Origin of the sequence: Gordonia sp. SMJS1, from assembly GCF_029866425.1 — a bacterium.
GTDB lineage: Bacteria > Actinomycetota > Actinomycetes > Mycobacteriales > Mycobacteriaceae > Gordonia > Gordonia hongkongensis.
In genome coordinates this window covers 3,205,537-3,217,868 of sequence record NZ_CP123381.1, presented here as the reverse complement: position 1 = coordinate 3,217,868, position 12,332 = coordinate 3,205,537, and the positions used below count along the sequence as shown (strand labels likewise).

At 67.0% G+C, this 12,332-nt stretch carries 11 protein-coding genes and 1 pseudogene; 8 read left to right on the top strand and 4 right to left on the bottom strand.

Features of this window, described 5'->3' with window-relative positions; genetic code table 11:
* The first annotated feature begins 54 nt into the window (after positions 1 to 54).
* From QAD21_RS14640 to QAD21_RS14610, 7 genes are all read left to right on the top strand, one after another.
* Positions 55 to 933: an acyl-CoA thioesterase II gene (locus tag QAD21_RS14640; protein WP_065632354.1), complete on the top strand. Its 879-nt coding sequence runs from the start codon at positions 55 to 57 to the stop codon at positions 931 to 933.
* 25 nt (positions 934 to 958) lie between these two features.
* Positions 959 to 1,468, top strand: coding sequence for a hypothetical protein (locus QAD21_RS14635; protein WP_280359789.1), 510 nt, complete (start codon positions 959 to 961; stop codon positions 1,466 to 1,468).
* 219 nt (positions 1,469 to 1,687) lie between these two features.
* A complete protein-coding gene (locus QAD21_RS14630) occupies positions 1,688 to 3,673 on the top strand; it encodes an ABC transporter ATP-binding protein/permease (RefSeq protein ID WP_065632355.1) in 1,986 nt (661 codons plus the stop codon).
* Between the two features lie 108 nt (positions 3,674 to 3,781).
* On the top strand, positions 3,782 to 5,611 hold the full coding sequence (locus QAD21_RS14625) for a long-chain fatty acid--CoA ligase (protein WP_280359788.1): 1,830 nt from the start codon (positions 3,782 to 3,784) through the stop codon (positions 5,609 to 5,611).
* A gap of 53 nt (positions 5,612 to 5,664) precedes the next feature.
* Positions 5,665 to 6,135 (top strand): DUF6325 family protein, encoded by a 471-nt coding sequence (locus tag QAD21_RS14620; RefSeq protein WP_065632357.1) that lies wholly within the window; start codon positions 5,665 to 5,667, stop codon positions 6,133 to 6,135.
* A gap of 41 nt (positions 6,136 to 6,176) precedes the next feature.
* Positions 6,177 to 6,482 (top strand): SHOCT domain-containing protein, encoded by a 306-nt coding sequence (locus tag QAD21_RS14615; RefSeq protein WP_065632358.1) that lies wholly within the window; start codon positions 6,177 to 6,179, stop codon positions 6,480 to 6,482.
* A gap of 525 nt (positions 6,483 to 7,007) precedes the next feature.
* Positions 7,008 to 8,084, top strand: a complete 1,077-nt coding sequence (locus tag QAD21_RS14610) for an IS110 family transposase (RefSeq protein WP_068971204.1) — start codon at positions 7,008 to 7,010, stop codon at positions 8,082 to 8,084.
* A 145-nt stretch (positions 8,085 to 8,229) separates the two neighbouring features.
* Here QAD21_RS14610 and eutC read toward each other — a convergent pair whose 3' ends face one another.
* From eutC to QAD21_RS14595, 3 genes are all read right to left on the bottom strand, one after another.
* Entirely contained in the window at positions 8,230 to 9,033 is an 804-nt protein-coding gene (gene eutC, locus QAD21_RS14605) for an ethanolamine ammonia-lyase subunit EutC (protein WP_280359787.1), read from the bottom strand.
* Positions 9,030 to 10,439 carry an ethanolamine ammonia-lyase subunit EutB gene (locus QAD21_RS14600; RefSeq protein WP_205332992.1) on the bottom strand — a complete coding sequence of 470 codons (1,410 nt, stop codon included), beginning with the start codon at positions 10,437 to 10,439 and terminating at the stop codon, positions 9,030 to 9,032. The genes eutC and QAD21_RS14600 overlap by 4 nt, the downstream gene beginning before the upstream one ends.
* A gap of 163 nt (positions 10,440 to 10,602) precedes the next feature.
* Positions 10,603 to 10,830, bottom strand: a complete 228-nt coding sequence (locus QAD21_RS14595; RefSeq protein WP_065632361.1) for a dodecin — start codon at positions 10,828 to 10,830, stop codon at positions 10,603 to 10,605.
* 112 nt (positions 10,831 to 10,942) lie between these two features.
* Between QAD21_RS14595 and QAD21_RS14590 the strand changes: the two genes are divergently transcribed.
* Positions 10,943 to 11,332 (top strand): YchJ family protein, encoded by a 390-nt coding sequence (locus QAD21_RS14590; protein WP_159371935.1) that lies wholly within the window; start codon positions 10,943 to 10,945, stop codon positions 11,330 to 11,332.
* A gap of 7 nt (positions 11,333 to 11,339) precedes the next feature.
* Here QAD21_RS14590 and QAD21_RS14585 read toward each other — a convergent pair.
* Positions 11,340 to 12,271: pseudogene (locus QAD21_RS14585) on the bottom strand (antibiotic biosynthesis monooxygenase).
* Between the last annotated feature and the right edge of the window lie 61 nt (positions 12,272 to 12,332).

Sequence of the window (12,332 nt, the reverse complement as noted above, 5' to 3'; positions counted from 1 at the left end):
TCCTGCTCGGGCCGGTGCACCACGCGGCCGCGTCCGGGTTCTAGGGTGTGAGGCATGACCGTGGACCAGGCCGGGGATCTCGGCAAGCTACTCGCATTGCTCGACGTCGAACGTCAGGGCGATGACCTGTTCATCGGGCACCATCCCGAGCAGGTCACCGCCCGGACGTTCGGCGGTCAGCTGCTCGGCCAGGGGGTCGTCGCGGCGGCCCGGAGTCTGAGTCGGGGAAATCCGCCCATCCACGCCCTGCACGCGCACTTCATCCGTGGTGGTGATGTCACCAAACCGTTGGAGTACCACGTCGACCGGTTCCGCGACGGCAGGTCGTTCGCCAATCGTCAGGTGACGGCCAAGCAGGACGGCGAAGAGATCTTCACGATGCTGGTCGCGTTCCAGGACAACACTTCTGGGCTCGAGCACGCGGTGGAGATCCCCCAGGTGCCCTATCCGGAGGAATTGCCCACTCTCGGTGAGCATTTCAAGGGCTACGAGGACCGTATCGCGGCCTTCGTGAATGCGTTGCACCCCATCGACATCCGTTTCGCGAACGATCCGAGCTGGAAGGCGAAGGAGGCGGGGGAGAAGCTGACCGACAACCGGGTGTGGATGAAAGCCGACGGCACGATGCCCGACGACCCCGTGATGCACGTCGCCGCAATGTGTTACGCCTCGGACACGACGGTGCTGGACTCGATCATCACCACCCATGGCCTCTCATGGGGCATGGACCGGTTGTTCGCCGCGACCGTCAATCACTCGATGTGGTTCCACCGCGAGTTCCGGTTCGACGACTGGTTGCTGTACGCCACGCGGTCGCCGGTCGCGACCGGGTCGCGCGGAATGGGATCGGGCCGATTCTGGATGCGCGACGGCACTCTCGCGACGTCGGTCGTGCAAGAAGCGCTCATCAAATACTTCCCGCCCAAGAAGTGACCGCACCGGTCTGCAGGGGGAGCTGATGGATCGCGGCACGGGCGGGTCGATGACCCCGGGGTACGGCCCTGCACCCGAGATGTGGCTGGACCCCGGTCCACCGCTGCCGCGCCGGACATGGCAGCGACGCACCCGGGTCCCGGTCATCGTCGCGACCACGGCCGCGATGATCGTCTTCGCTGTCGTCGTGGGCGTCGCGGTCGTCGCCGGCCTTCTGACCACGCCCACGTTCACCGCCAAGGGTGGGGTGGTCGCGGATTGTCTGACCGAGGTCGCCACGCTGCCCGGTGGCGGCACACTCGCCCGCGGCGCACCGGTCGTCCTCTACGACGCGGCCGGTGGGGAGGTCGCCCGCACCACGCTGTCGGTGTTCCTCCGCGGCGACGACGGGTGCCAACTCACCTTCGAGGTGAGCGGCGTCGAGTACACCGACGCGGGCTATCTCGTCAGCGTCGGCGATGCCGACCGTCGCTTCTCGGAGTCGGTCTCGACCGCGGCGCTCGAGCAGGGCGCGGTGCTGCGGCCGCTGGGCTGAGGTCACCGAACCGGTCGGAAAACCGACATTCCGCGCTCCCGACGACGGGTCTGCGCTCCGTCGACGCGGTTGCCCGGACACCGGGTGAACGCCGGGTTAAACTGCGCCGGATCATCGTTGAGGCCCGGACCCGTTGTGGCGACGGGGTCCTCGCTGCGATCGACCGGGGTTTGTCGACCGTGATGCCCGCCGCCGGGCCATCCGACGCGAGGAGTGTGCGTGGAGTACAGCATCGACTGGGGCAACGAGGTGTGGGCCAGTCTGAAGTGGTTGGCCATCGCGTTCGCGATCTCGGCCGTGGCCATCCTGGTGATCGGATATCTGCTGTCGCGGTTCAGCCGGTGGGGCGGCCCGCTGTGGCGGGTGATCGGGGGGTTCTTCACCGACCCGAGAACCCGGGTCTGGGCGTGGGCGCTGGTCGTCGTCCTCACCCTGCTGTCGTTGCTCGGTGTGCGGCTGAGCGTCCTGTTCAGCTACTGGAGCAACGACCTGTACACGTCCCTGCAAACCGCGGCCGAGGGCATCGCGACGGGCGGGCCCCAGGGAGCGGAGATGCTCCAGATCGGCAAAGACGCGTTCTGGCATTCGATCACGATCTTCGGCATCCTCGCCGCCACTCACGTCGTCCGCACCATGGTCGAGATCTATGTCGGTGCGGCTTTCGAGATCCGGCTTCGCTACTGGCTGACCGAAGGGGCGACCGCCGACTGGATGTCCGGCCGTGCCTTCTACCGCAACCGGTTCGTCGACCTCAGCGCGGGACTGTTGCGGCGCAGACGATTCGGGCGCGGTAAGTCGGATCCGCAGCGACGGGCCGTCGACATCCACCCCGGGGTCGACAACCCGGACCAGCGTATCGAGGCCGACATCACCAACATCGCCACCGTCGGCTCGTCGTTGTTCTGGGGCGGCGGTGGGGTCTCGACGAACGGTGTGCTCCCGGCGTGTGCGTCCATCGTGTCGTTCTCGGTCGTGCTCTGGGACCTGTCCGGGCCGGTCACGCTGTTCGGGGTCGAGATCCCGCGCATGATGATGTGGCTGGTCCTGGTCTACGTCCTCGTCGCCAGCGTGGTCGCGTTCGCCATCGGACGCCCGCTGATCCGACTGAACTTCTGGCGCGAACGCCTCACCGCGAACTTCCGCTACGCACTCGTCCGCGTCCGTGACAGCGCGGAGAACGTCGCCTTCTACAGCGGCGAGCGCGTCGAACACAACAACCTGATGACTCGATTCCGTGCGGTCGTGAAGAACTTCTGGCAGATCATCCATGTGCAGCTGGCGTTCGTCGGATGGAACTTCAGCGCGTCGCAGCTCGCGGTGGTGTTCCCACTTCTCGTGCAGGCACCGCGGTTCTTCGACGGTCAGATCAAGCTCGGTGACATGACTCAGACGGCGTCCGCCTTCGGCGAGATGCACGACGCTCTCTCGTTCTTCCGGAACGCCTACGACGATTTCACCGCTCTGCGCGCGTCGATCATCCGTCTCGACGGTCTCGCCGACGCCGATGCACGGTCGCGGACCATGGCCCAGGTCACGACCGTGGATCGCGAACGCGCCGTTGCTCTGTCGGACGTCGACGTGAAGACCCCGAGCGGCGACGAACTCATCAGCGCGCTCAACCTGTCCCTGGCACCCGGGGCCGCTCTCGTCGTCAAAGGGCGGTCGGGCTCGGGCAAGACGACACTGCTCCGCGGCCTCGCCGGACTGTGGCCCTTCATCGACGGCGAGTTCACCCGGCCGCCGGGGGAGCACACGCTGTTCCTGTCGCAGATGCCCTACATCCCGCTGGGGGATCTGCGCACGGCGGTCGCCTACCCGGCACTGCCCGACGACGTCGGTGACGAGGCCATCAAGGCGGCGCTCGAGAAGGTCTTCCTCCCGCATCTGGCAGACCGGCTCCACGACGAGGAGGACTGGGTCAAGGTGCTCTCCCCGGGCGAGCAGCAGCGCATCGCCTTCGCGCGCATCCTGTTGACCCGGCCGCAGGCCGTGTTCATGGACGAGGCGACCTCGGCTGTGGACGAGGGGCTGGAGTACTCGCTGTACTCGCTCGTCCGCACGGAGCTGCCGGAGACGATCCTGGTGTCGGTGAGTCACCGCAGCACCACCGACCAGCATCACACCGACCTGCTTGAACTGACCGGTGGCGGCGCCTGGAATCTCGAGTCGCTGACCGAGCGTCCTTCGCTCGACAAACGGTCCTGATCTGGGGTTTTTGTCAACAGTTCACCATTCACCGGAACCGGCCGTGACGCGCGCCCGAACTGGCTAATGTGACGTGCAACACATCACTTCGGCCAGTCGAGGACTGTCATGACCGCTGCAGAGACCATCACCTTCCCCCATCAGACCGGTGTCGCAGTGGCGACGCTGCCCGCCGCGTTCCAGCAGACGGTCACCGTACGGCCCGACGCCGTCGCCATCCGTACGGTCGGTGGGCTGCAGGAGATCACGTGGACGGAGTACGCCGCGCGCGTCGAAGCCATCGCCGGCGGGCTCGCGGCCCTGGGGGTCAAGCGCGGCGACACCGTCGGGATCATGCTGACGAACCGCCCCGAGTTCCACCTCGTCGACGCCGCGGCGCTGCACCTCGGCGCGGTTCCGTTCTCGATCTACAACACCAGTTCGCCCCAACAGATCGAGTACCTCTTCGGCAACGCGGAGAACTCCGTCGTCGTCACCGAGCAGGTGTTCCTGCCCGCGATCACCGCCGCGGCGACCGGGGTGTCCACCACGATCGTCGTCGACGGCGTCGCGACGGGCGCGTTGTCGCTGGCCGATCTCGAACAGTCTCCGCCGCCGGCCGGATTCGACTTCACCGCGACGTGGCAGGCGGTGGAACCCGAGGACCTTGCGACCCTGATCTACACCTCGGGCACCACCGGCCCGCCGAAGGGCGTCGAGATCACCCATCGCAACATCGTCGCCGAGATGACGGCGCTCGCCGAGATCGTTCAGGCGGGCTTCGACGACCGGGCCATCTCGTATCTACCCGCAGCGCACATCGCCGACCGGGTCTCCTCCCACGCCGCGAACATGATGCGCGGCATCCAGATCACTACGGTGCCCGATCCCCGGGAGATCGCCGCGGCCCTTCCCGACGTGCACCCGACGTTCTTCTTCGGGGTGCCGCGGGTGTGGCAGAAGATCCGAGCGGGGATCGAGGCGAAGCTCGCCGAGGAGTCCAGCCCGGTCAAGAAGGCGCTCGCCGACTGGGCGTTCCGCGCCGGGGCCTCGGCGGCGCAGGCCCAGATCGACGGCAAGGGCTCCGGTGGTCTCACACACGGTCTCGCCGACCGCCTGGTGCTGCACAAGGTCCGTACCGCGCTGGGCCTCGACCAGGTCTCCTTCGCCGGATCGGGTGCTGCCGCGATCCCACCGGAGGTGCTGAAATTCTTCCTGGGACTCGGTATCCCGGTTCTCGAGGTCTGGGGGATGTCGGAGACCACCGGCGTCTCGACGATGACGACCAGTGACAACCTCCGGATCGGAACCGTCGGCAAACCGGTCCGCGGCATGGAGGTGAGACTGGCCGACGACGGAGAGCTCCTCGTCCGCGGACCGGTCGTGATGCGCGGCTACCGCAAACAGCCCGACAAGACGGCCGAGACGATCGATGCCGACGGCTGGCTGTCGACCGGTGACATCGCGACGATCGACGGTGACGGCAACGTGACCATCGTCGACCGCAAGAAGGAACTGATGATCAACGAGTCCGGGAAGAACATGTCGCCCACCAACATCGAGAACGCGATGAAGGCGGCGTCGTCGCTGATCGGTCAGGTCGCGGCGATCGGCGACGGCCGGCCCTATGTGTCCGCGCTCGTGGTTCTCGACCCGGATGCGGCGGCCGCGCGGGCCAAGCGACTCGACCTGTCCGGTGCCGACCTGACCGAGTTGTCCTCGCACCCCGATGTGGTGGACGAGGTGGCGGTGGCAATCCGTGCCGGAAATCGGTCACTGTCCCGCGTGGAGCAGGTCAAACGATTTACCATCGTGCCGACCGCCTGGGATCCCGGCGGCGACGAGCTCACCCCCACGATGAAGTTGCGCCGCAAGCCGATTGCGACCAAGTACGCCAGTGAGATCGGCGAACTGTACGAGGCGCAACCGGGACGTTCGGTGGTGGATCTGAGGTCGTGACCGGGGCCCGTTGCCAGACGGTCACATCGACGGCACGAGACAGGGAGAAGGAATTGGACGACCAAGCAGGTGTCGACCAGACGGCTGACCGCGAACTCGGACCCATCGACTACATCGTGGTCGAGTGGACGGGCAAGCAGCCGACCGGTGAGGCACTTCCACATCTGATCGATCTGATCGACCGCGGGATCGTGCGACTGATCGACATCGTCTTCATCACCAAGGACGCCGACGGTACGGTCGCCCGGCTCGAGATCAACTCGCTCGGCGCGGATTTCGCGATCTTCGACGGCGCGGCGACCTCCCTGCTCGACGACTCCGACCTCGCGGAGGCGGCCACGGTGATCGATCCGGGGTCGAGCGCGGCCGTCCTCGTCTGGGAGAACGCATGGGCTGCCCCGTTCGCCACGGCCGTCCGAAAGGGCGGCGGACAACTCGTCGCTTCGGGCCGGATACCGGTGAACGCACTGCTCGCCCAACTCGATGCGGCCGACGAGGCGGCGCCGGCCGCTCCGACCGCGTAGCGCACTGCGACCACCGACCTGAAACCCCGAAAGGACAGACCATGCCAGGACTTCTCCGCGGCGTCGCCCGCACCGCCGTCATCTCCGGCACCGCGACGGCGGTGAGCAACCGGGTGTCCCGACGCCAGGCGAGCCGATGGGCTCAGCAGGGTGCCGCTGCCCAGGACCCACGCGCACAACAGCAGTACGCACAACCCCAGTACGCCCCGCCGCCTCAGCAGCAGGCGCCCGCATCGACCCCGACGGACACCATCTCGGCGCTGAAGGAGCTCGGAGCCCTGTACCAGCAGGGCATCCTCACCGAAGCCGAGTTCGCCGCGCAGAAGGCGAAGATCCTCGGGACCTGACCCCTCCGCTCCCTGATCCGAAAGAAGCACAGACCCAACTGGTCCCTGAGGTGCGAGGAGCGTTAGCGACGAGCCACGAAGGGCCGGGTGAGACACGTATGGAGTCCTTCGCGGCTCGCTTCGCTCGCACCTCAGTAGCTGCACCTGGCGGCCGTCGTGGACTGGAACGAACTCGTTGTGCTCGGAGCGGGTCCGATTACTGCTCCCTGAGGAGGCCGGAGCTTGCGGAGGCCGTCACGAAGGGTCTTGGTGAGATGCGTCGTCAACCCTTCGTGGCAGTGAGAATGGGTGTGGGTGGTTGACCGGGTTTGGGTCTGACTTACTTCGTGGCTGACGGTGCTGTCATGGGCGAGATGTGTCGGCCCGGAACTCCGGTCGATCACCTGCACCAAGTGACCTGTGAGGACCGGGGCGGGTGTGACCTGATTAGGACCCTGTCTGGCTGGTAGGCCGTGACTCTTCACTGTCCTGTCCACCCGCCCCGGTGAGGTCATCCACCACCGCAGTGAAGGAGACACCGCCAGAATGGCTGAGACAGCAGTGACCACGCAAGTGGTCGTACTCGGAGTCGACACCCATCAACAGACCCACCACGCCGCGATCGTCGCCATCGACGGCCGCCCGCTGGCCGATCGCGAGTTCCCGACCACCACCGCCGGCTACACCCAGTTGTGGCAGTGGGCGTGTGGCTTCGGCCGCGTCGAGGATGCCGCAGTGGAATCGAGCGCCTCCTACGGGGCCGGGTTGACCCGGATGCTCACCGCCGAAGGGGTGCGAGTGATCGAGGTCAACACCCCCGATCTGCCGCGCCGCTACGCCCACGGTAAGACCGATCAACTCGATGCCTACGCCGCAGCGATGGCAGTCATCACCGGCCGCGCGACCGCGGTGGCCAAAGACACCCGCGGCGCGGTCGAATCTGTTCGGATGCTCACCGTGGCAAGGGCTTCGGCCGTCGAGGAAGCCACCCGCATCGGTAACCAGATCCGTGACCTGTGTACCACCGCACCAGCCGAGTACGCCGATCAAGCGCGCCAGGCCCGCACCATCGCCAAGCGGGCAGCATTCATCAAAGACTTGCCGGTACCAGCCGAGAAAGCTGATCTGTCCGGGCCGGCCGCGGCGTTCGTGCGCGCTGCGCGGTCGCTGCTCGACCGACACCGACTCGCCCAACAACAAGCCCGGTCTTTGGCCCGCGAACTCACACGACTGCTGAGCAAGCTGGTACCCACCCTGCTCTCGCGCCCGCAGATCGGGCCGATCACCGCCGCCCGCCTGGTGATCACCGCCGGTGACAACGTCGAGCGGATGGGCACCGAGGCACGGTTCGCCAAACTCGTCGGCGCCGCCCCGTTACCGGCATCCTCAGGCAAAACCAGCCGTCACCGACTCAACCGGGGCGGGGACCGGCAAGCCAACAGTGCTCTGCACATGATCGCGGTCGGACGCATGAAATCCCACGCCCCCACCCGCGCCTACGTCGAGCGACGTTCCGCCGAACACAAAACGAAGAAAGACATCCTCCGCTGCCTCAAGCGCTACATCGCCCGCGAAGTGTTCCGCGACCTCACCACTGACCTCGGAGCACTTGACAAGCTATAGGACCCTCTCGTCGCTATCGCTCCTCGCACCTCAGGGAGCAATGGTTATGTCGTCCTTTTGGATAAGGGAGCAGGTTGTGTCGTTCTTCCGGATTGGGGAGTAGAAGGAGGCTCGTTTCGCTCGCACCTCAGGGAGTGAAACGCACTCACGACTCGTGCGGGAGTGCCTCCGCGTCGTCGATCTGCGCGAGGGCGTCCGTGCGCGACATGTCCTTCAGTGCGACACCGGATCGTCCGAGTTTCCGGGCGCCGTCGATGAGCGCGGCAGTCGTCCGTGCGGCGACGTCGTAGTGCAGACCGTCGGGCGGGTGGATGTTCGAGATGCAGTTCCGGTCGGAGTCGGCGCGTCCCGGCCGGGGGAGGTGGGTGAGATAGACGCCCAGGCTGTCGGCGACCGAGAGGCCGGGACGCTCGCCGATGATCACGATGAGCGTCCTGACGCCGAGCGCCTCGCCGATGTGATCACCGAGTGCGACGCGGGCCTCGGTCGCGATGACCGGCGGCGCGATCGAGTACCGGCCGTCGAATTGACGTAGCAGTGCCGCGACCAAGCCGCCGCCGTGATCGGTGAGGGCGCGAGGTGACAGTCCGTCGGCCAGCACGATCCCGATCTCGGCGTCGGCGTGCGGGAGCTGCGAGAGATCTTCGGGTAGCCGGCCGAGGTCGGGTCGGCGCAGGTACTCGCTGCGCGTTGCCGCGCGACTCCGGACCACGATCGGGGGATCGAGGTCGAGTTCGCCGATCGCGCGCGTGAGATCCTCGACGTCGAGCGGCTCGTGGACGGCGTCGCGGGCGACTGCGTGAGCGGACTGGAACTCGAGAACTCGTTGCGACGGAAGTGAATTGCCCGCGCGTCCGAGTCCGATCCGGGCCTGTGTGCTCCGGCGCAGCTCGGTCCAGGGGTCCGGGGTCGGCTGATCGTCCGCGGGTGCGGGCTGGGTCGGCGTCATCGCCCGGACGCCAGTGGCAGGAGTGGGGATTCGCCCGGATCGACCGGCAGGATGCGGCCGGCGCCGTCGGTCATGCCGAGTCGCGCCAGCCAGGATTCGAACTCCGGCGCCGGCCGCAGTCCGAGTGCCTCACGGACATAGAGGGCGTCGTGGAACGACAGGCTCTGATAACCGAGCATCACGTCGTCCGCCCCGGGCACGGCGATGACGAACGCGGCACCGGCGACGCCGAGCAGGGTGAGCAGCGTGTCCATGTCGTCCTGGTCGGCCTCGGCGTGATTGGTGTAGCAGACGTCGACTCCCATCGGGAGCCCGAGCAGTTTGCCGCAGAAGTGATCTTCGAGTCCCGCGCGGATGATCTGTTTGCCGTCGTAGAGATACTCGGGTCCGATGAAGCCGACGACGGTGTTGATCAACAACGGTTTCAGCATCCGCGCCACCGCGTAGGCCCGCGTCTCCAGGGTCTGCTGGTCGACCGGCTTGCCGCCGGTGCCGAGATGCGCACCGGCCGAGAGCGCCGACCCCTGACCTGTCTCCAGGTACATCACGTTGTCGCCGACGGTTCCGCGGCGCAGCGACCGGCCCGCCTCGTCGGCCTCGCGCAAGATGTCCAAGGTGACGCCGAACCCCTTGTTGGCGCCCTCGGTGCCCGCGATGGACTGGAACACGAGATCGACCGGCACCCCCTGCTCGATGAGGTCAACCGTGGTCGTCACGTGCGACAGCACGCACGACTGCATCGGGATCTCGAAACGCTGCCGGATGTCATCGAGCATGTGGAGCAGGTCGGCGGTCGCCCGCGGCGAGTCCGACGCCGGGTTGATCCCGATGACCGCGTCGCCGCAGCCCATGAGCAGGCCGTCGAGGGTCGCCGCGGCGATGCCGCGTGGGTCGTCGGTGGGGTGGTTGGGCTGTAGGCGCGTCGCGATCCGGCCGGGCAGTCCGATGGTCGAGCGAAAGGCGGACGTCACCCTGGTCGCCGCCGCCACCAGGATCAGGTCCTGGTTCCTCATGATCTTCGACGCGGCGGCCACCATCTCGGGGGTCAGTCCGGGGCCGACGCGGGCGAGCCGTTCACCGGCATCGGATCGGGTGGCGATCTCCAGCAGCCAGTCCCGGAACCCGCCGACGGTCAGGTCGGCGATCTCGGCGAACGCGGTCCGGTCATGGGTGTCGATGATCAGTCGAGTCACCTCGTCGGACTCGTACGGCACCAGTGGCTCGTCGAGAAATCGGCTCAGTGGCACGTCGGCGAGTTGCCATGCGGCCGCGGCACGTTCGGCGTCGGAGTCGGCGGCGCAACCGGCCAGTTCATCGCCGGATCGGCGTGGGGTGGCCTTCGCCATGAGTTCGACGAGGCCGTCGAACTCATAGGTGGTGCCGGCGATCGTCTGTGTGTACTTCATCGGATCGACCGGCCGGGGAGGAGCTGAGTGCGCGTCATGATCCCCCGAAGTCTAGGTTCGGACCCGACCGGGCGCATGCCGAACGCGGGCGTCTCCTCGCACCGTCGGGGCCGAGATCGGTGCGTTCCTCACCGCCGCGAACTCACGGCGGTGAGGTCGCGGGTCACTGGGCCGCGTCGGCAGAGGACTCGAGCGTGAAACCGATCTTCAGCGTGACCTGGAAGTGCGCGATCTGACCTTCCTCGATGTGGCCGCGGGTCTCGGTGACCTCGAACCAATCGAGATGCTTGACGGTCTGCGAGGCACGAGCGATCGCGTTACGAATGGCGTCGTCGGTGCCGGTCGATGACGATCCGACCACTTCGATGACTCGATACACATTGTCCGACAAGGTAATCGCTCCAATCGTGAGAACATCTGGCATAGTCCGCGGTGGGTCCGCCGCCCGGGCGGGCCGCCACTCCTGTCTACCCTACGATCGAGGGGTGAAACGCGGTTCGGAAATGCGGGACGTCCCCGAGAGATGCCCGTGCACGTCCGGCTTGTCGCTCGGCGACTGCTGCGGTCCCGTTCTCGCCGGTGAGCGGGCCGCGCCGACCGCAGAGACGTTGATGCGTTCGCGTTTCACCGCTTTCGCGCTCGGCGATCGGAATCATCTGCTCGCGAGCTGGCATCCCGACACCCGCCCCGCCGCACTCGATCTGGACGAGTCGATGCGTTGGTACCGCCTCGACATCGAGTCGAGTAGTGGGGGTTCACTGTTCGAGGTCGAGGGAGAGGTCACGTTCACGGCCCACTATCGGCGAGGTGCGGAGCGTGGATCGCTGCACGAGCGCAGTCGCTTCCTCCGAGCGAACGGCCGCTGGCTGTACGTCGACGGGATCGTGGGGTGAGCCGAGATCAGGCGTCGGCGTAGTCCCAGAACTGGAGCCACGTCACGTTGGCGAACACCGTCAGACACAGGAGGTAGAGGAGCAGGACCGTACCCGCCCCCGCGACGTTGCTGCGCCAGTTGCTTCCGTCTACCGGATCGAGCCACCGCCGGAACGGGCGCGAGGCCCATGGCATCAGCCACCACTGCATGAGCGAGACGCTGACCACCTGGCTCAGCCACAATGCCAGCCACGGCTCCGCACCGAGACGATCGAGTGTCGGGCCGAGGAACCTGGAGAGGGTCATCACGGTCGGGTACAGGACCAGCAGCACCATCATCGCCGACTTCCAATTCGGTGTCTGCAGAATCCGGCCGCGATCGGTGCGCACGTGGTGCCGAAGGCCGTCGTGCTGGCCATCGTCTCGAAATCATGGGTCAGGCTCGAACGCAGCCCGGCGAGCGCTTCGCTGCGTCGGCTCGACGAGACCCAGGCCGCCAGCTGGCGGTCCGTGCGGAACCGCAACACCGACAGCGATGTCTCCTGTTGCGCATCGACGAACAGCGCGGTGCCCTCGTAACCGCCGAACTCGCTTGCTGCGTCGGTCAGCACGTGTTGTGCCGCAATGAATTCGGGTACCGCTCCGGCGACGATGTCGTGCCGGAACGCGCCGACACCGGGCGGCGGCGACCGCCCGTCGACGAGTTCGAGCACGGGCGTCGCCGGTAGCCAACCGTGCGCTCGTCCGGCATCGAGCGCCGCGCGGTGACCCGAGCTGTCGAGCCAACGGTCCAGGGCGTCCTCGTCGACGAAGGTGGTGGCGACCGCCGGGTCGAAATGTCCGTCGGTCACCGCCGAGATCGCGACACCCAGACAGCCGTCGGAGTCGGTGGCCGACGCGGCGAGTGTCGCGGCCCACTCCGCGAAATCGCCGGTGTCGCCGGCGTGGAAGACCGACACCGCGATGATCGCGGTGCCTGTGGCGTCGTGGGTGGTGACGATCGTCGTGTCCTCGGGTCGC